Consider the following 18519-nt stretch of genomic DNA (forward strand, 5'->3'; position numbering starts at 1 on the left):
GCATAACCAAGGAACTTTTTTGATAATGAACAACGATGAAACGTATCCTTTCTTGGATAAGACGAAAATAAAGTCTAAATCCATACCGCTCTAGATCAGTTGAAATAGTAACGGATACCCAAACCACTATAGTTCGTAAGATTACCGAAATCACTATTAACATGATAGAACTCAGAGGTCTTTATCAATAACGAAAGATGTTCCGTAAGTATAATGTCCAAATCTGCCGTAACTACACCGCCGTATATAAACTTGCTCTCCCCATCAACGGATACGATATTGCTTAACTGCAAGTTTCCGTTGTTAACCGACTCATATCCAGCCAAAGCTCCTCCTCCCAAAGAAAGTGACTGCATTTTCCTGTTTCTACTATAAACTGTTATAAAATAGGAATAACTGGCTGTTACGCTCATATATGGAATACGTACGGCTCCACTTTTATAGTTAGCATAAGTACCGTTCAAAGCTATTTGAGTATGGGTTGTTTCACTTAAGTTGGTATTATACGTTATCTCTCCTCCATAACCATCACCAAATAGCCCCCCAGATACCGAGAAAGTATTGGAATAAGTTTGAGAAAAAGCTAGTATTGGAAAACATAGCAATGAAAATATAATTGTGATATGTTTCAATTCGAGGGAGAATTAATTAATAAATAATCGAGTGGCAGTATCACCAAGTTGTCACTATTTGCATCGGCTAAAACTACAGAAATTTTTTCCTTGGCACTAATATTAAAATTTTTAAACACATAAACAACCTCATTTATGCCTTCTGGATCTATACTTTCTTGAAGATTAAAAGTGTATAGGGGGTTCATGATTTTTTCAAGTTGCCCCACTTTTGCTTTTTTAAAAAAGCTGAGCCCCGCGATATCATATTTTCTTTTTGAGTTATTCTCTATTTGCACCACAAAATACTTCTCGTTCCGATCCACCAGAATATTATTGAGCCGAACAGCAATTTTTTTGTTTTGTCTAAAACTCCGTTTAAATACGGTTTTCTGCAGATAATTATTTTCACAAAAAATGCGATAGTACTCTTCACGATCTACATCATACAAATCTTTTTCTTCCGTATCATCATTACTCATGTACACCGGTTCTTGAACAATCGTATCTTTTTGTCTTTCTGAAACATTCGTAGTTAGTGCTTCGCTTACCTTATTTTTTCGTTGATTGTTGGCTGTGACATTTTCAATAGGAATTTCATTGGTTTCCACAGTTTCTTGACTGTCATTACCAGAAGATTGCTCAACAATTTCAGGCCTCTTAGAGCTCTCTCCATTACCTGACATGGTTTTACTGATTGCTTGATCTGTTGTTAGAATAAAACTGAATTCCGGAACTTCCTCTGCATAACTCAATGCAAACGAGTAGATATAACCTTGTTCGGTAATAACCAAAAGATTGCTTGCCCTACCCTTCCTACCTTTCAGCAATCCAATGTTAGAACCACTTTCATAGCTAAAACTAAAATTTGCTGCAGGCTGAACTACCTTTTTAATAGTAGATGGAAAAAATATGGTTGTAGTTACAAAATCATTAGTTTTTACAGAAATAGGGGTCTGCGACCAAATGATGTGACTCGAAAATAACAGGCTACCCAGAAAAAAAATAAGTTTTATAGGGAACGACTTCATAAGTAGGTGTAATTTCTTTCAATGAATAATTTAGTGTCTTACACGAGAATGAAAAACACAAAAATACTAATTAACTGGACAACTACCCAAATAATCGATTAAGAGAGGGATTTAAGGGTTTTAGGTACTGTAAACCTAATATACAAGAGGAATGACACCAAAAGAAACAATTACAACACACTTTTTTAACCCAATAATCCATATTGAATACGAAGGGTTAACCTGTTGCGTAATCTAATACAATCATCCCTTCAAGTATTTTCTAGGACTTTTTTATTTATAGGCATCTATCCACAAATTTGTGCGAGGCAATTATGTTTTATTATGTTGATAACCATCACCTATATTTGAAAATAAGTCTTAACTAAACTATCAAGATCTTTGACCTTAAAAGTTATATCAATTATAATAAGGTGATATTTTAGGAATCAACCATATCAAACCAATGTACAGAAGTGAAAAACTAGCGGTTAAATATGATATCAGATAAAAAGTACCTACATTTTTCTCTTTTTTGCTTTCCATTTCAAATTCTGCCAAGTATTTTAAGTGCTTATCTTTATAATGATAAAAAAGTTCGCAGAAATATAAAAACACTAAAGCTATAATAGCAATTACTACGTTACTATTTCCAGTAAAAACCGACACCAAAATAGTTTTATCATTCACTGCATATAGAAACACGAGAGTGAGAAAAAAAAGTTGTAAGATATGTGTAAATGCCAATGTAATAGCAACTGAGGTCTTTGGAGTGCTATTTTTAGTCTCCATTGCAAAAATGTACAGGCGATAATAAATGTAACGCAAAAATTTTGGCGGGTGTAGTTTGAACAAAAAATCCACTAATATCTATAGTCAAAAATCATTTTCCTTCTGCTACGGAAAGGCAATCTCCTTTTACTACAATCTGTTGTATTTTTTTTCAATTTACGATTTCTAGATGACCTAAATCTGTATCTACCTTTTCATATGTGGCAGTATCAACTTCATTGGGTTGTTTTATGACCATTAGACTATCTCTAAAGGCCACTATTTGATACAACGGTTCTTCATTTGAATAAATAGTATTATCAAAAATATTATATTTTGAACGGAAACCCATTCCTACCTTGTATTCGATCATTTGACCCTGATTATCAAAAACCAAATAAAAATGATCCATGTCGTCACCGTCTTCCGGTGCATCGTTTGATTCTTTGATAACACCTACACCATCTATTCTCATGGTAAAGCCTAATTCCGGCTTTGAACGGCGCTCATAGTGCCAAGTTCCGTTTAAATCGATTTCTTTTTCTTAGCATGAAACAGCTAACGGAAACAATACAGCCAAAATTGCAAAATAGCGCATTTACTATTGTTTTAGCTTGTAATTACTTTATAAAATCAATCTTAAATTTTAGGCATATAATACCTGTTCTTACTTTGCATGACACTCGTAAAATACGAGCGCTAGCGTGAGGATTAACTATAATACCCAAAGATTACAGCTGCTAAAACAAGAATCAAAAAAATTATGCCTCCAATCTTTATTTCCTTTGCTACTTCTATTTTACCATCAGGTTTATGAGCTAGATTCATTTTTTTATATCAAATTTATAAATGAAAATTAACCGGAAAACACTTCCAATTGTTTGAAACATGAAAAAAGTAATCTATTATCCTCTACATTAATATTCATAATTGTTTGTACCTCTGAAAATCATTTCTATAGTTTCTCATTTAACATAAACATTATACATAACATGCTGGGTACTCGTTTTTATTTGTATGCTATCGTTGCCTCTATCTATAAATAGATAATCTCTTATGTACCCTTCAAATAACTGACTACCTTTTTTCTCAAAAGTTATATCATAAATAGGAATTATACTATCTCTGATTCTTACGAATGTATCACATTTTTTATTCTTGAATTCTTCGAAATTTTGAGATAAAGAAGTTGTTTTAGTAAAATAAAAATCAACGACATGAGTGTCGTTATTTTTTATTGTATCAAATTCTGAACGATATATTAAGTGACCTTTCAACGTATCATTTATTTGAATAGTATCCGGTAGATAATACTTCATTGCCTTATCAGTTCCAATGATTTGAAATGTTTTCTTATCTAGTACTTCTACACTTTTTGTTTGCTTTATAGTATCCCTACCGTCTCGACATCCAAAACAAATCAATAAAACTCCCAAAATGCTAATTCTAGTAATTTCCATTATCAAATTTTTCTTCAGCTAATTTTAGATTTTTTTTATTGGTAGCATTTATAAATTCCTTCAATTTACTAAGCTGTCGTTTATCAACCAGAGTATCATTGATTTCTCGATAACCAATATCATAAAACGCTCCATCCCTGTATGTCATTTTCGGAAGAATCCTTTCATAACTATATAGGGTATCGTTACTTTTCACTAATCTTATAGAATCTTGGATTTTATGTGTCAACAAATACTTTTTTTCTGATGGTGTCAAATTTCTATCGATAGTTTCTGCGACTAAATCATCATGTATATCCCTTATTGCCGTACCATGATCATAAGCCGACTTAGCATCTCGAGTTGCTCGTAACAAATGTTTAAGATAATTAGCTTTATGTGCCCAAAACTTCATAGCACCACCACCACCTGATAAAGCTGTCATATCTGAAGTATCAATAGAACCGTATATTTTACTATTCTTTCCTATTCGATTTCCAAAGTTTTCAGAAGAGTTTACACTACCTCCTATATAATAACCGCTAACCCGGTCTTCAAAATAATCCAATCTATATTCTGGCCATGGATTTTTGAAACTAACATCAATCCTCCACTTATTTTTTTTAACAAGGCTGGAATTTAAAACAGGCACTCTTTGTGCTTTTTTATTGACACCAAAAACCACAACTTCATCCAACTCATTATAACAATTTTCATCGGTAAAAGTATACCAATCTGAACCTCCACAATTACAAGGATCGTTATCTCTAAACTCTTGGTTAGACATTGCCCGTTTTAAATTTCGTTTTAAAACCGAACTCGTTCTTTTCTTTCGTTTTTCTTCACCCTCCAAACTATAATGGTTGAATTCATCAATATCCTCAGTATTAATATTTGACACCGCAACTTTTGTTTTCTGTAATGCCTTTTTTATACCGTAACGCTGAATTACATCTTCCATTCCAATCATGAGCGAAGTGTTTTTAAATTAAAATTTGAAAAGTGGCTAGCAAAGGATTTATTCTCCCCAGCTATTTTCGAAAACCATATCGCCAACCGTGATACTTTTTGCAGAAATAACCAGTGTCTTTTGCATGGGCATCTCATCTACCGCATCAAACTCTTCCTCTAGACTAACACAATACGCTTTAGAAAATTTTACCTCCTGTAGCTTAGACAAGGCGTCTCGCTTAAAAAAAACAATGGAACCATCTTTAGTTTGCTCCGGCTCCTTCATCCAGTGAAATAAATCGTATTTACCTTGCGATTCTATTGTTAATTTAATTCTACCACCTAATGGTTTACCTGCCGGCTTGCCAGTGTTATCCATAGGCTGTTTAAAATTATAGATACAATGAAGTACATTATAAATCTGTCCATCAACAGTAAGCTTTGCTAAAAATGACATAATTTTCAGGTTTTTAAAGTAGCGGGTTACTGTTTACAAGTTAACTTTTAAGCAAAAGCCTCCTTTACAAAACCCAAGTTTTTGTTTATTATTCTCTATAACAAGATCTTAGAAGATACAACTTCGTTTAGAGCTGTCTTACTGTTGTGCGTATTCTGTATCCCAATCCGTACCTTCGTCTCCTTTTTGACCATCCATTTTGATCATAAAGTTTTTAGCCGGGAAATAAGGTTTTAGGCGTACATCTAAATAAATACGGTCTTTTTGGTTCGGGTCTTGCTCAAACCTTCTAATCTCAAAATTTTCAATTAGTTTGTCCGGCCCTGTAATATCATCTAAAAACCGTACAATCTGTGATTGTATTTCATTACGAGTCTTTGTGCTAAAGTTTTCAAAAGCCCTACGGTTTAAAAAGTCCATTAATACTTTGGCCACATAATCAAACACTCGTACTACAGAATAGGTTTGAAGCCCTAAGTTATCTCCGTTAAAGAGCGTCTTGGCAGAAAAAGCCATAACCTTACCATATTCATTAACCATAGGTACAAGACCTAGGTTCTCTAGATTGGCAATTTCACTTTTTCTTAAATCAAAACTTACGCCATCTACCTCACTTAAACCACCGTGTTTTTTACCTGCGGTTACCTGAGACATTAAGGTTTTATATATTTTACCGGCAAGGGCTCCAGAAGGCGGTACGTGTACATCTTCTTCTTCGCCTACTTCTTCGTGTTTGCCACGGCCTACCAACCAGTTACAGGTCATGATAGTGTTAGACAAATACATATCTCCACTAGCCAAATTGGCACTTTCAAACATTTCCATTACATCGTCCGGCTCATCTAAATGTGCAAAATCGGTCACTAAGGTAACTTTATTATCGTGTGCTACTTTTGCCCATTTATCCACAACAGACTTAGAGCCTAAATACCCAGGAAGAACCATAAGAGAGTAGTTTTCACGAAGATCCAAACGATCATATTTAGAAACCAACTCTTCTCTTATATGATCAAAGAAACGGGTATTATCCAAATCCGTTAATTGATCTAGTTCCGCATTAATAATAGAAACATTTTTTAAAGATGGTAAATCTGTATTCTTATAGAACAAGGCTACGGAACGGTAGGACGTTTCAAGTTCACGAGTTTCCTCAAGAGCAGATTTTAAATTTTTTGTTAGTACCTGCTGCGATAAAGCTGCTTTATCATCTGCTGCCTGTACTAAATCTATGATATCATCACCAGATTTAAGTGTTTCTGACCAAAGCTCCAATTTTTTCAAGAGATCGTTACGCTCTTGTTTTTTGGTGTTTTCCGTAAGGAACATTTTCCGACGTGCCTTACGATCGGGGTTCAGATTCTGTACATCATCAATGGCAGATTCCAAAAGATCGTACCCGCCGTATTTGACAAGTCCATCCGATTTTTCTTTTATCTGTTCCGCATAAGGTTTTTCACTTAACTGTGCGGCTTTTTGGTTGTTCTGTGTATCGGCCATGTAGAATTATTTAGCGTTTTTAATTTCAGCGATTAAAGCATCTATGGTGTCGACCAAAGATTTTTTAGCGTCAGGATCTTCCAAAGCGGCCTTTAAAATCTTATTGGTCTTTAATTGCTTGATCATTTTTTTATATTGATCGCTCTCTATTTCAAGCTCTTTTAAGAAAACACTATTATTGATAATGCCTTTTTTACCGAAATCACCAAGATTTCTGAACTTCAAGGTTTCATTTACGGTACCGCCGTTCTTGTCCTCAAACGGGATTTTTAATTCGGGTTCGTAATGCTCAAAAATATCTTCAACAGTTCTAAGACCTTCCACCACTTCAGGCTTTACTGGTGCATTAGGGGTAAGTTTACCGGCAATTAAAGCCCTGTTCTGTGGAATGCTGTTTAAGGCTTCACTAGCGTCACCTTTTACCTCATTACCACCAATACCTACGTTATCAATAGCCATATTTATATATTGTTTTAAGTTTTAAATTTACTCAAAAAAATGTTATACGCAAACAAAGTACCTGAATGAGCCTGAGTAAGTTTTTTCTTTACTACGCTTCATATATCATCTACAACAAAAACACAACTAAAGCATTTTAAAACACCAAACCGGTAACGTGTTGCCATACACGGGCATTATTACTATTTAGAAATCATTTTGATCAGCTAAAAAGCAAAATATACAATTGTAAAAGCTTGGCGCATTCATTTGAAAAGTAAAAAAAAGGAGGCGTTTGCTTGCCTCCTTTTCAAAAAAATATTGCAAAATGGATTACATTACCCATTCGTTCTGGTGCTGACCACCACCAATACTCAATTCCTTAGCAGACAAAGTAAAAGTCTCCGTTAAAGGATTGGTTCCAGTAGCATCAAAATTCTCTCTGTACTTTACCATATAGGCTTCAGTAAACTTGATTTCTTTTAGGGTAGCATCCGTATCTCTTTTTGTATACGTTATAGAACCATCCTTCTTACCAAAGTTATCCATCATTAACTCAACACCAGCGGTGTCATCATTGGACTCTACAGTAACAGTAATCTTACCTCCTCTTGTAACAGAAGATGGACGACCTGTTGGATCTGTTTCTTGAAAAAGATCGTAGTTACAGTTTAAGATGTTGTACTCTTTTCCTCCTAAATTTAATTTAGCTTTAAAAGACATAAAAAATGATTTTTGCGGTAAATAATACCTGATTAAAAATTTATATAAACGTCAATAAGACGATGCTAAACTATTAAATATCTGATACTCTCCAAATATTTTTCGATAAAGTGCAAGCTTTTATAATTATTCTACAGAAAAAATAACGTAGGAAAATAGCTATTTTCAAAGAGCTAAATACAACTAATTTCTGAAGTTAAATTCACTGTAAAATTATCATCTCAACACTGAATTTTATTAAGTCTAAGCCTACCGCATTATAGGTGAAAATTCATAAAACTAACTTATTCTAAAAACCGATTCTTGGTTACGCAGAAAAGAAATTATCCAATTTTATAAAAAAACTAAATCAGCCACCATTTATCGGTTTAAACAAAATTTGTGCGTCAAATACATTTTTTATGATTGCGCTTGCTTATATGCACTCACTAAAAATTCTTCCAAAACAATCCTTTTTTGGTGCGCATATCTACAGTCATACTTTTTATGCAACCTGTTTTCTTGTCCCTGTACAGTTTAAGACTCTTAATCTCAATCTTAACATCCCTAACGGCTTTAAAGAACTGACTAACGGTAAACCGATCTCCACTTTTATTGAAAACGGGAATATTCGTTACGCAAAAATAATTCCGAATACTAATGTCATCAAGGTTTCTTACCGAGTACCTTAATAACATATCCTCTATTTCTCCACTTGAAATTTCAATATAAGGTGGTTCATCTACATTGTCCTTATCTTCAACTACAGGCTCCTCTTCTTTTGGCGCTTCCGGAATTGTAGCCAGTACATTCTCTATAGGGGCACTTGCGTTTCTGCTTCTACCAATACGCTCTTTCTTTTTTGAAGGATATACAGTTAAAATACGTTTAGCTTCATGTCTACGATCGCCATTCACGACCAATAGAATTGTTTTCTCGCCAGGAGTTTTATAAGTATATTTCTCCCTTCTGTCATTACCATCTACTGCTGCAGTTTCGCCAAAGCTCCATTGCCATGAGGTGGCAAATTTAGAATCGTTAAAAAATTCAACTTCGTCTCCTACCCTAACTTTTTTTGGTAGAACAATATTAGGTATGAGCTTTGCATCACGTATTATTTTGTCTTTGGAAATTACTATTTCACGTGAAGCTACACACTCACCGTTCATTTTTAAGGAAACGGAATATTTACCGGGTTTCTTAAATTGATGAACAACATCGGACCTATACGCTTCCGGTTCATTATCCCCAAAATTCCAAGTCCAATTAAACCCTGAAGCATCTGTACTTTTAAACTCAATCAAATCCTCTGTAGTGTAGGAATTTGAAATAATCTCAAAATCTACATTACTACAATCTACCTCACTGTTCAAACGAAAAGAAAAAAGGGCCAATCCAGCAAATAACAATACTAAAAAAGTGATAAACACGTTACTATCAAAGTGAGTTTTAATACTTTTATTATTCATAATTAATCTCTAATTTTATCCATTCTTCCTTTCAATTAAATGTACGATTTTTAATATGAAATTAAAACTGTCTTTTCTTTTAATTATTGCATTGATTACCGGTTGTGCCAATAAATCCTCGGTAGCGGGTCAAGGCGAGTATTACAGACAAGAAATGGAAAAATCAAAACGTTTAGCTGCCCAAAAAGAAGCACAAGATAACAAACAAATAGTTACTGTTGAACCTTCATATCTTAGCAAAGAACAAAGATTACATTTTTCTGAACTTTTAGAAATCCCGTACGAAGAAATTAAAAACGAAAAACTATATGCGAGTATATATGAATGGATGGACACACCTTACCTATGGGGCGGCACTACCAAAAGTGGAGTGGATTGCTCTGCGTACGTGAGGGATATTTATCAAAAAGTATATAGTTTTGAGCTCCCAAGAACTTCCATAGAACAATTTAATTTGGATATTAAAGCACACTTTTCCGGTCAAAAGTTTTTGCAGCAAGGAGATTTGCTTTTCTTTAGGTTAAAAGATGAAGATAAAGTGGTTTCCCATGTGGGCATTTACCTTCAAAACGGAAAATTTACAGGCTCAAATTCCCCTACTGGAGTTCAAATTGCTGATTTGAACTCAAAATATTGGCAAGATAGGTTCGTCTCCGGCGCACGCTTGCTAAAAAACCTTTAAAAATGACCCCCTTATCTCCAGATAAAATACGACAAGAGTTATTTGACCTTGATTTTGACCTAAAGGCCGAAACTTTTATTTCTTACTTAAATGAAGAGACCGAACTAGATATTGTACTCTCTGATTTTTTCAAAAGACGCTTTAGTAAGGACATCACCTCAATAGAAGAAAGTCTAGACAAAAAAAACACTTTAGAGGTTAAACTTAGCCGTAGAAGTTTTTACAATATTTTTCCTGAACGTTTTTTTCATCGCACCTACTCTAGTACGCCGTATGTGGAAACAATGGTTACCGATTACAACGGAAGAAAAATTGAGGAAGAAAATGCTCGAAAGTTTTTCAGCCCTCTGGAAACTGAGTTTTTCTTGCAGCGGGTTGCTATAGAATCGGCAGAAGACCTTACCTTTAAATCTTTAGGTAGCCCAGAATTAGTAGATTTTTTGTTGAATCTATGGCAGATAGACTCAAGAATTCCCGGGAGCATAGCCGCAAAGATTTTAAAGACTATGCCCTTCATGTATAAGATAGCAGGTAATTTACCGTTGTTAAAAATAGTGTTGGAAAATATTATTGAAGAACAGTTAATAATTGAGAAGGATTACGCCACAATAGCAGCGGAAACCAAACAGGAACCGTGGCAATTGGGCATAAACATGGCAACAGAAGGAAAACCGGTTACGTTTCTTCCAAAATACATTTTTATCATTAATAACATTAGAAAACCTGATAAAATAGTTGATTACATGCCAAATGGAAAAATTAATACGCTAATTCAATTCTTTTTAGAACATACATTGCCCTATGAAGCCGATTTTGAAATAAAATTTACACTGGCCGAAAAGAAAAGAAAATTTGTGATTAGTGAAGATGTATATTCCGGAAGACTTGGAGTATCCGCTACAATTTAGACCCCTATGATTGGAAGTTACCTAAAGAGATTTATAAACATAGAGGCCTTGATTCCTTTTGCGATTGTCTTGGTCTTTATTTTGTTGGCACTTGGCCTAATTGGTCGAAAAACCCCTGGGTTCAAAAAAAGAAGGAAAAAATACTACTATTATCTTGCGGCATTAATTGCGGTAATGGGTATATTTTTAGCCATTATATACAACTTAAGGCAGTCTACAGTAATGTTCCGTTATTTCTGGATGCTTGCCTTTGCTACAATTATAGGTGGGCTTCACGTGTTTTTCTATCGCTATCTCTTTGATAAATTCGATTCCAACCAGGGTCTTAAAGAATTACTTTTTGGCATAATTACCTCTTTTGCTATAATGGTTCCTGTGATCATGATTGCAGCACACTATCAAGATTTGCAGTATTTGTCCTATTATTTTTTGACGATGGCTGCATTTACAGTGCCTACTAGCTTTTTTGTACTCTATAAATATTCCGTTTCCATTCCTGTAAAGTTATATACAAAATGGTACTACCCCCTTCAGAAAAAATATGACACACCGGAGCATTACGAGCTAAAGAACATGATTATACTCAACTTCATGTTCTATAAAAACACCGAAGCCAGAAATATGACTAGCTTTAAGGCCAAAGCTCCAAAAAATATGGAGTTCGGTAGATTGTTTTATTTTTTTATTAATGATTACAATGCCAAAAAAGCAACCACAAAAATAGAACTTACTGACACGTCCGATGACCCGCACGGCTGGTATTTTTATAGCAAACCTAAGTGGTACGGGGCTTCTAAACATATTGATTCAGAGCTTACAGTAGAAGATAATAACCTAAAAGATGGCGATGTAGTCATTTGCCAACGCATATAAAAAGAACATCATGATAGAGGATATCAAAAATTTTAAAATCAATTGGGTAGATGGCATGAAAATCTCCAAGGAGCATTTTGAAAGCCTTCAAAATTTTGCCGAAAACAGCATAAAGGATGCGTATGTGGTTCGTAAAGGCAGATACGGTCATGGGTTCTTGGCTTCCTATCTTAATGGCAACAATGAATATGCTATTAATCTAGATATTCACAAAAGCCTAAAAGTAAGCATCAAAAAATTACGGGCAATTACCCCAAACGGTAACCGAATAGAAATTACGGAAAATACACCATCCGTAAAAGAAGAAATTGTTGTTGATGAATTGGCCGACAATAAGTTGGATGAAGGTTTTTTACTTATAAACTTAGATACGGAGAAAACCATACCTTTTGGAGAGCAAGACCCTAAAGAAATGCCTCCAAGGCACCCATTTTTGACCAATGGTCAATTTTTCACTTTTATTACAAGTGATGATTTGGCAAAATCAGGATTATCCGGCAACCAGTTACCGATCGCCAAAATTCATAAAGAAGGTAAAAGCCTATCCATTGCAACAGACTATATTCCTCCCAGTTTAACTCTAGGTGCTCATGAAAGTTTAGTAGACTTTTATAATGACGCCGAGAACTTTGTGAAGATGACGGAGCGAAATGCAATCTTGATCGTTCAAAAGATAATGGCCAAACAGACCGACAATCCTATTGCAGATGCCATGCACTTGGCCGTTGATAAAGCCTATGGCTATCTCGCACAACAGATTACCAAGATAAAATGGGAAGAATATGACATGCACCCTAAAGAACTTTTACAGATCATAGTAAGTTTTGCAAGAGTCTTTAAAGGAGCCGTAGATGTCTCCTCTCCACAAAACAAAGAAGAACTTTTTAATTATTTTGGAGAATGGACCGATCTAAAAGGAGGTGATTATGAAAAGATATTTACAGATGTGATCAATATGCAATACAATCATAACGATGTAAACCAAAATGTACTTTTAGCTACTGGTTTTATGAACGTTATTGATCGTTTACTTACTGTACTAACACAAGTAGATTATATTGGAAAACGAAGGGATATGGGAATTTTCGTAAATGAAAATATAGTACAGAACAAACAAGATAAATCAAACAAGCCTTCGTTTTTATCTGAATAAAACATGCTATGGAAATACTTAACAAAAAGGAAAGAACCTCTTCTTTTCTACTATTTTTATTAATGTTCGCCATAACGGTCGGTATTCTGTTTACCGCATTTTTCTACAGTTATAAACTGCCGTGGAAAGAAAATGCCGTATTACGTGAGGACAATAAAAAAATGCAATATGAATTTCTTTACCAAAAGAAATTCATAAAAGCCTTAGAGGGCGTAGACAAACAAATAGACTCTCTAGACACGGTAAAAGAAGGCTGGTTCTTTGTAGAACAATCTATCATCAAGAATTTAATAGACCTTAGAAGTGATATTCCAAAAGATTCCTTGGACGATCGCAGTATGTACGAGAATTTGGTGTTGACCTATAATAAACTTGTAGATGCCAAGAGAGATTTAAAACAGGTAGAAAGTGCAAGACATGAAATAAATGAGCTTGAGGAACAAGTCGCAGATTATGAAAAAGAAATCAGCAGACTCAATACCGCATTAGATCTTGCTAAACGTATGAACCGAAACTAACCATTGCATGAATACCGAACTAGAGAAAGCTATACACATTGCCACGCAACTTGCAGAAGAGCATCAACATGAAAGTTTTGGTCCCGCTCATTTAATAAAGGCCTCATTAAACAGAGACCTTTCTTTACTCCGTATATTACATGAAAAAGGAGTAGATGTATATTTTATTGAAGAATGGGCCGATGTTAATATGGAATCCCATCCCAAACGCACTAGTCGTACCTTATCGGTAAAGGCTAGTTCAGAGGCCAAGATGGTTTTTGTTGAAGCGGAAGAAGTACAAACCAAATTGAACAGATCTGATGTTGATCTTGTTTGTTTGTTCATATCCGCAATTACACCTGGAGTAGGCTTCAGTTTTGACCAAGTAAAATCACTGCCTGTAAGTAGTTCGGAACTGTTCGATAGTTTTTCGGCGGGAATCAACACCTCCGGAGGCTCAAACAAAAAAGCCGTCAACAGTACTAGTGACTTTACTCCGGATACGGATATCCTAAAAAAATACACCAACGATCTACTTGTTGAAGCTTCCAACGGTGATTATAATCATATCATTAATCGTGATCGTGAGTTAAAGCAAATTGCCGAGATTTTAAGCCGAAAATCCAAACCTAATGTTATGGTCCAAGGAGAGTCCGGCGTGGGCAAAACCGTTTTAATCAACAATCTGGCCCAAGAAATTTATTCCAGAAAAATTGTAGGCACCTTACAAGAAGCCAGTTTACTAGAAATAGACACTGCCGTATTACTTTCGGGTGCATCCTATAAAGGCGAGGTAGAAGATCGCTTGCAAAGCATCTTTAACGAAGCTAAAAATTTGGTAAAACCTATTTTGTTCATTGATGATTTTCATGTGTTGCTACAAGATGCAAGTGCCAGCCAAGGCATTTTAAACGTCATAAAATCGGAATTGAACAAAGGGGAAGTCATTTTGATAGGTGCAACTACTGCGGATAATTACAGGAAACACATTGCAAATGATGATGGACTCAACAGAAGGTTTGAATCTGTTACAGTGGAAGAGCCCAATTCCGAAATGGCTTTTCGCATACTAAAAAGTGTGGGGCAAACCTATACAGAGCATCATGCGCTTGATATTAATGATGAGGCCTTAAAGGAATCCATTCGTTTATCAAAACGGTATTTAAAGGAAAAAAGCCTACCAGATTCTGCCTTGGACCTGGTTGATAGAACTATGGCCGCAGCAAATGTTTCTACGCAATCTTTACCGACCGATTTGGAAGATTTGAACACCAAACTTGTTGAAATAGAGTCAGAAACTGAAAAACAACAGGAATCGGACAAAATCCAAGCTATAGATTGGGTCTATATTGAATTAAAAAACAGATTAAGCCCAATTGTAACGGGCAAATTTGATACGGAAGATAGCCTACGTTTACCTACCTATGAAAAGAAATCGGCTTACATAAAAAAAATACTTTCAGGTATAACAGACCATTCAAAAGAAAAACGAACAGCAGTAAACGAAGAAGACCTAGCAGCCATGGTTGCTGGTATTACGGGTATTCCGGCCGGTAAAGTACAGAGCCAGGAAAGAGAGCGTTTGTTAGAAATGGAAGACACGTTAAAGAAACGGGTTATTGGTCAAGATAACGCCATACAAACGGTTTCGGAAGCAATTATAGAATCTAGATCCGGACTTTCAAAAGGTGGGCAGCCCATTGGCTCATTTTTCTTTTCAGGGCCTACCGGAACAGGAAAAACGGAATTGGCAAAATCGTTGGCAGAATTTCTGTTTAACGATGAGACCGCCATTATTCGTTTTGACATGTCGGAATTTAAAGAAGAGCATTCTGCAGCATTATTATATGGAGCGCCTCCAGGATATGTCGGTTATGAAGAAGGAGGAGTTTTAGTGAACAAAATTCGCCAAAAACCGTATTCAATAGTCCTCTTTGACGAAATTGAAAAAGCCCATCAATCCGTTTTTGACGTGTTCTTACAAATTCTTGATGAAGGAAAATTAAACGATCGTTTAGGAAAGGTAGGAGACTTTTCAAATGCCGTTATCCTATTTACCTCCAACATTGGATCCGATTTTATCAGTAAGTCTATTGAAGGAGGCAAAATCCCTAAATCCAATGAATTATTGGAGATTATGTCCAATTATTTTAGACCGGAATTTTTAGGCCGTATCACTGAAATTGTGCCTTTTGCTCCAATTTCCGAAAAAAATGCCCCTTTCATTTTTGACCTCCATTTGAAAAAGGAATTATTGGTGCTCACAGAAAGATTGGGAATCACCTTGGAAATAGACAAAAAAACCAAAGACCATTTGTCTTTGGATGGGTTCTCCCCTACTTATGGGGTACGACCGTTAAAGGCCGTTATTCGAAATAAACTAAAAAGGCCGTTGTCCAAAATGATTATCTCCGGAGAGATAAAGGCACCACAAACGGTAAAAATTACGTTAAAGAAAGGTGAACTTGACTTTAAAGTAGTAAAAAAGTAGATAGATACCGTTCTATGTAGTTTAGCAAGCAGTACTAATCGTATTTGATTTTAAAACAATGGCGAAACCGTATTACCAAGCACCATTTGATTTTAAGCGTTTTTTTGAGAAAAAAGAGCTTAAAAAACTATCGCTCCAAGATTCTATTTCTCAGTTCATAAGTGTTATTATAACCACCTATTTTGAAGAATATACTTTTGATGAGCAGTTTGGCAGTGAAATATGGGAAACAGATTTTGATCTTTTGGTCAATACCAACGTTCTAAAAGAAAGAATCAAAAAGTCATTGACCAAACAAATCAAAACCTACGAAAAACGTTTGTCTAACGTAGACTTGAATATTGAATTGATGGAAAGCCTATCATCAAAGACCAATAAGGTACGTTTAAAAAAATACCTCTATATAACTATTAAGGGAACCATTGTAAAAACAGATGAACCTTTTTCGTTCAACGGAGATTATTATTTAGCTCCTTTATCCTATAAATAGATACCACGCAGTAGATGATAGCGAAAAATCCAAATTCAATTATCAGCCAAAAACATAATTAAATGAAAAGCCTTACAAAAGAAGAAATAAAAGATAGGCTTATTCGCAGGGCCGCAGATCATTGGGGTGTGGACGATATGGAAATAGAATACTCCTTTGATCCTATTGTCGGTATTCTTTTTGATGCCTGTGCACATGAGTTTGAACGTATTTCAGATACCATAAAAACGAGCCGTACCAAAGTCACGGAACGTTTGGTAGACCTCCTTACCCCAGAAATATCAGTAACCGCTAAGCCAGCGCATGCCATTATGCATGCCTTGCCTATTGATGATAAGATGGTAATCAATGAACGAAGCCAGTTCTTTCACCGAAAAAGAATGCCCTTGTTCAGAGATAGCGGAAAGGAAGATTTTAAGGATTTTTTCTTTTGCCCATCGGGTGAATTCACCGTAAACAACTGCGTACTAAATTATATTGCTTATCCCAATAAAGTGGTCTCGCACCAAAATCACCGGACCACACCTTGGCTTAAAAGTTCCGATTTTGAAGGTAGCACAGAAAACTCGAGTATTTATATTGGTATAAAGCCCGCCCCTGGTGTAAAAACTCTTGATGATTTACTGTGTTATTTTGACCTTCTAAATTTTGCAAATAAAGAGCTTTTGGTACACCACCTAGGTATTGCAGACTGGTCTATAAACGGGGAATCATTAAATGTATCCAAGGGATATGCCCAGCGAGAAATCGTTAAAGACGATTATAGCGCCTACATTAACGAAAGCATTCAAAGTAAGATTCAATTTTACGAGGAATACGTAAGAGAATTCTATAGAAATCATTTTTACACTGTAGAAGGAAGTATTGACATAAAAGGAAAGCTAAAAAAATACCCTGAAGCTTTCAAGGCCTTCATGAAGCAAAAAGATCTTGATGCCCTTACTACTCCGCTGTTATGGGTTAAAATAGAATTTTCTACAGTGGTTTCTGCCGAAATGCTGGACAATCTACATTTTCACGTGAATTGTTTTCCTGCGTTGAATAAGAAATTACACAATGTTAATAAAAGATTACAGCCCAACTTTAATATCATTCCATTGGAATCTGGAGACGATTTCTTTTTAGATGTCCAAAACGTACTGGGTGATAGCGGAAACGAATATTATGTTCGAGATAGGAACAAAAAGGATGATGCAAGACCTCAAGCCTATTTGCGTTATGGTGGTGTGAGCAGATTTGACGAACGCGATGCTTCGGAACTGTTAAATTACACGCTAGACCTACTTAAAGAAGACAGCGTAGCTTTTTCGGCCATGGGCGATGATTTTATCAATTCAAACTTAAAAGACCTTAAACAGATTGTTTCACGGATTGAGCAACAGATAGAACTGCGCAATTTCAGAAAACACAAAATTCCTTATTTAATAGTAAACCGAAATAGTGTAGAGAAGAATAGGGACAAAATTATCTTTACCGATTATTGGACGACTACAGGGGAAAAAGCGAACAAAATAAACCCTTACAGTAAATTGTTTCAGTACTCGGGAACCGCTTTTAAACCGGATACATTAGTGTTTATAACCGGTAGCTTGGGCGGTCATGACGAACCCAACCCTAGCGAGAAGATTTATGCCTATAGGGAACAGATTTTATCAAGAGGACGTATTATAACGCGGCAGGATATTATACACCATTGCTATGCCGTCTTTAAGGACGCCATTAAAAAGGTAACCGTAGAAAAAGGAGTTATGGTTTCACAGAGCAACAGCGTTGGCTATACCCCCACCACCGATATTCATATAACCCGGAGTCCAGATGCGGATTATAGCGAAACAGATTGGGAGCACTTGAAAAAGGAGTTACTTATAGGAATAAAGACCAGATCGGCCAATGTCTTGCCTTTTCGGGTTTTCTATACCTAGAAATATACAATAAGCCAATCTCCGTTTACGTTGAATATTGGTTAGTAAGATAAATTTATTGTTCTTTTCTGTTTAATATGTTACTAATTGGTGTTTGGCCAAAATGGGCAAGCCTGTAAAAAATGACTTGAAAATCAGTTGCATATTCAACAGCA

Annotated in this window: 18 protein-coding genes; 8 read left to right on the forward strand and 10 right to left on the reverse strand. The window is 35.4% G+C overall.

Annotated features, from left to right (window positions below):
- Positions 1–95: 95 nt before the first annotated feature.
- The 10 genes from KO513_RS16735 to KO513_RS16780 all read right to left on the reverse strand — a co-directional run bounded on the left by KO513_RS16735 (position 96) and on the right by KO513_RS16780 (position 9345).
- Entirely contained in the window at positions 96–632 is a 537-nt protein-coding gene (locus KO513_RS16735) for a conjugal transfer protein TraO (protein WP_215914412.1), read from the reverse strand.
- On the reverse strand, positions 629–1642 hold the full coding sequence (locus KO513_RS16740) for a DUF4138 domain-containing protein (RefSeq protein WP_215914413.1): 1014 nt from the start codon (positions 1640–1642) through the stop codon (positions 629–631). Before KO513_RS16740 ends, KO513_RS16735 begins: the two co-directional genes overlap by 4 nt.
- Before the next feature lie 922 nt (positions 1643–2564).
- Positions 2565–2867 carry a hypothetical protein gene (locus KO513_RS16745; RefSeq protein WP_215914414.1) on the reverse strand — a complete coding sequence of 101 codons (303 nt, stop codon included), beginning with the start codon at positions 2865–2867 and terminating at the stop codon, positions 2565–2567.
- A gap of 490 nt (positions 2868–3357) precedes the next feature.
- Complete coding sequence (locus KO513_RS16750; protein ID WP_215914415.1) at positions 3358–3852, reverse strand: hypothetical protein; 495 nt, start codon at positions 3850–3852, stop codon at positions 3358–3360.
- The gene (locus KO513_RS16755) at positions 3839–4801 is read right to left on the reverse strand and encodes a hypothetical protein (RefSeq protein ID WP_215914416.1); all 963 of its coding nucleotides are present in this window, start codon (positions 4799–4801) and stop codon (positions 3839–3841) included. The genes KO513_RS16750 and KO513_RS16755 overlap by 14 nt, the downstream gene beginning before the upstream one ends.
- 48 nt (positions 4802–4849) lie before the next feature.
- A complete protein-coding gene (gene tssD, locus KO513_RS16760) occupies positions 4850–5239 on the reverse strand; it encodes a type VI secretion system tube protein TssD (RefSeq protein WP_215914417.1) in 390 nt (129 codons plus the stop codon).
- A 138-nt stretch (positions 5240–5377) separates the two neighbouring features.
- Positions 5378–6736: a DUF5458 family protein gene (locus KO513_RS16765; RefSeq protein WP_215439443.1), complete on the reverse strand. Its 1359-nt coding sequence runs from the start codon at positions 6734–6736 to the stop codon at positions 5378–5380.
- Positions 6737–6742: 6 nt separating this feature from the next.
- Positions 6743–7195: a hypothetical protein gene (locus tag KO513_RS16770; protein ID WP_215439441.1), complete on the reverse strand. Its 453-nt coding sequence runs from the start codon at positions 7193–7195 to the stop codon at positions 6743–6745.
- A gap of 312 nt (positions 7196–7507) precedes the next feature.
- On the reverse strand, positions 7508–7897 hold the full coding sequence (gene tssD, locus KO513_RS16775; RefSeq protein WP_215439439.1) for a type VI secretion system tube protein TssD: 390 nt from the start codon (positions 7895–7897) through the stop codon (positions 7508–7510).
- Between the two features lie 428 nt (positions 7898–8325).
- The gene (locus KO513_RS16780; protein ID WP_215914418.1) at positions 8326–9345 is read right to left on the reverse strand and encodes a PKD domain-containing protein; all 1020 of its coding nucleotides are present in this window, start codon (positions 9343–9345) and stop codon (positions 8326–8328) included.
- Positions 9346–9400: 55 nt separating this feature from the next.
- On the opposite strand from KO513_RS16780, the gene KO513_RS16785 reads away from it, so the two are divergent.
- The 8 genes from KO513_RS16785 (at position 9401) to KO513_RS16820 (ending at position 18364) form a co-directional block, all read left to right on the forward strand.
- Complete coding sequence (locus KO513_RS16785) at positions 9401–10027, forward strand: C40 family peptidase (protein ID WP_215439436.1); 627 nt, start codon at positions 9401–9403, stop codon at positions 10025–10027.
- Positions 10028–10029: 2 nt separating this feature from the next.
- A complete protein-coding gene (locus tag KO513_RS16790) occupies positions 10030–10935 on the forward strand; it encodes a hypothetical protein (protein WP_215914419.1) in 906 nt (301 codons plus the stop codon).
- A gap of 6 nt (positions 10936–10941) precedes the next feature.
- Positions 10942–11808, forward strand: coding sequence for a TssN family type VI secretion system protein (locus tag KO513_RS16795; RefSeq protein ID WP_215914420.1), 867 nt, complete (start codon positions 10942–10944; stop codon positions 11806–11808).
- Positions 11809–11818: 10 nt separating this feature from the next.
- Positions 11819–12961, forward strand: a complete 1143-nt coding sequence (locus KO513_RS16800) for a hypothetical protein (RefSeq protein ID WP_215914421.1) — start codon at positions 11819–11821, stop codon at positions 12959–12961.
- Positions 12962–12969: 8 nt separating this feature from the next.
- Complete coding sequence (gene tssO / locus KO513_RS16805; protein ID WP_215439428.1) at positions 12970–13479, forward strand: type VI secretion system TssO; 510 nt, start codon at positions 12970–12972, stop codon at positions 13477–13479.
- 7 nt (positions 13480–13486) lie between these two features.
- Positions 13487–15952, forward strand: coding sequence for an AAA family ATPase (locus tag KO513_RS16810; protein WP_215914422.1), 2466 nt, complete (start codon positions 13487–13489; stop codon positions 15950–15952).
- A 58-nt stretch (positions 15953–16010) separates the two neighbouring features.
- Positions 16011–16442: a GPW/gp25 family protein gene (locus KO513_RS16815; protein ID WP_215914423.1), complete on the forward strand. Its 432-nt coding sequence runs from the start codon at positions 16011–16013 to the stop codon at positions 16440–16442.
- Positions 16443–16504: 62 nt separating this feature from the next.
- Complete coding sequence (locus tag KO513_RS16820; protein ID WP_215914424.1) at positions 16505–18364, forward strand: type VI secretion system baseplate subunit TssF; 1860 nt, start codon at positions 16505–16507, stop codon at positions 18362–18364.
- The last annotated feature ends 155 nt before the right edge of the window (positions 18365–18519 follow it).

The organism is Zobellia sp. B3R18 (assembly GCF_018860715.1).
Lineage (GTDB): Bacteria > Bacteroidota > Bacteroidia > Flavobacteriales > Flavobacteriaceae > Zobellia > Zobellia russellii.

Excerpts from the sequence above, each read along its gene's own strand:
- KO513_RS16740 (WP_215914413.1), bottom strand. The coding sequence starts at position 1,642 with ATGAAGTCGTTCCCTATAAAACTTATTTTTTTTCTGGGTAGCCTGTTA.
- KO513_RS16745 (WP_215914414.1), bottom strand. The coding sequence starts at position 2,867 with ATGAGAATAGATGGTGTAGGTGTTATCAAAGAATCAAACGATGCACCG.
- KO513_RS16750 (WP_215914415.1), bottom strand. The coding sequence starts at position 3,852 with ATGGAAATTACTAGAATTAGCATTTTGGGAGTTTTATTGATTTGTTTT.
- KO513_RS16755 (WP_215914416.1), bottom strand. The coding sequence starts at position 4,801 with ATGATTGGAATGGAAGATGTAATTCAGCGTTACGGTATAAAAAAGGCA.
- tssD (WP_215914417.1), bottom strand. The coding sequence starts at position 5,239 with ATGTCATTTTTAGCAAAGCTTACTGTTGATGGACAGATTTATAATGTA.
- KO513_RS16765 (WP_215439443.1), bottom strand. The coding sequence starts at position 6,736 with ATGGCCGATACACAGAACAACCAAAAAGCCGCACAGTTAAGTGAAAAA.
- KO513_RS16770 (WP_215439441.1), bottom strand. The coding sequence starts at position 7,195 with ATGGCTATTGATAACGTAGGTATTGGTGGTAATGAGGTAAAAGGTGAC.
- tssD (WP_215439439.1), bottom strand. The coding sequence starts at position 7,897 with ATGTCTTTTAAAGCTAAATTAAATTTAGGAGGAAAAGAGTACAACATC.
- KO513_RS16780 (WP_215914418.1), bottom strand. The coding sequence starts at position 9,345 with ATGAATAATAAAAGTATTAAAACTCACTTTGATAGTAACGTGTTTATC.
- KO513_RS16785 (WP_215439436.1), top strand. The coding sequence starts at position 9,401 with ATGAAATTAAAACTGTCTTTTCTTTTAATTATTGCATTGATTACCGGT.
- KO513_RS16790 (WP_215914419.1), top strand. The coding sequence starts at position 10,030 with ATGACCCCCTTATCTCCAGATAAAATACGACAAGAGTTATTTGACCTT.
- KO513_RS16795 (WP_215914420.1), top strand. The coding sequence starts at position 10,942 with ATGATTGGAAGTTACCTAAAGAGATTTATAAACATAGAGGCCTTGATT.
- KO513_RS16800 (WP_215914421.1), top strand. The coding sequence starts at position 11,819 with ATGATAGAGGATATCAAAAATTTTAAAATCAATTGGGTAGATGGCATG.
- tssO (WP_215439428.1), top strand. The coding sequence starts at position 12,970 with ATGGAAATACTTAACAAAAAGGAAAGAACCTCTTCTTTTCTACTATTT.
- KO513_RS16810 (WP_215914422.1), top strand. The coding sequence starts at position 13,487 with ATGAATACCGAACTAGAGAAAGCTATACACATTGCCACGCAACTTGCA.
- KO513_RS16815 (WP_215914423.1), top strand. The coding sequence starts at position 16,011 with ATGGCGAAACCGTATTACCAAGCACCATTTGATTTTAAGCGTTTTTTT.
- KO513_RS16820 (WP_215914424.1), top strand. The coding sequence starts at position 16,505 with ATGAAAAGCCTTACAAAAGAAGAAATAAAAGATAGGCTTATTCGCAGG.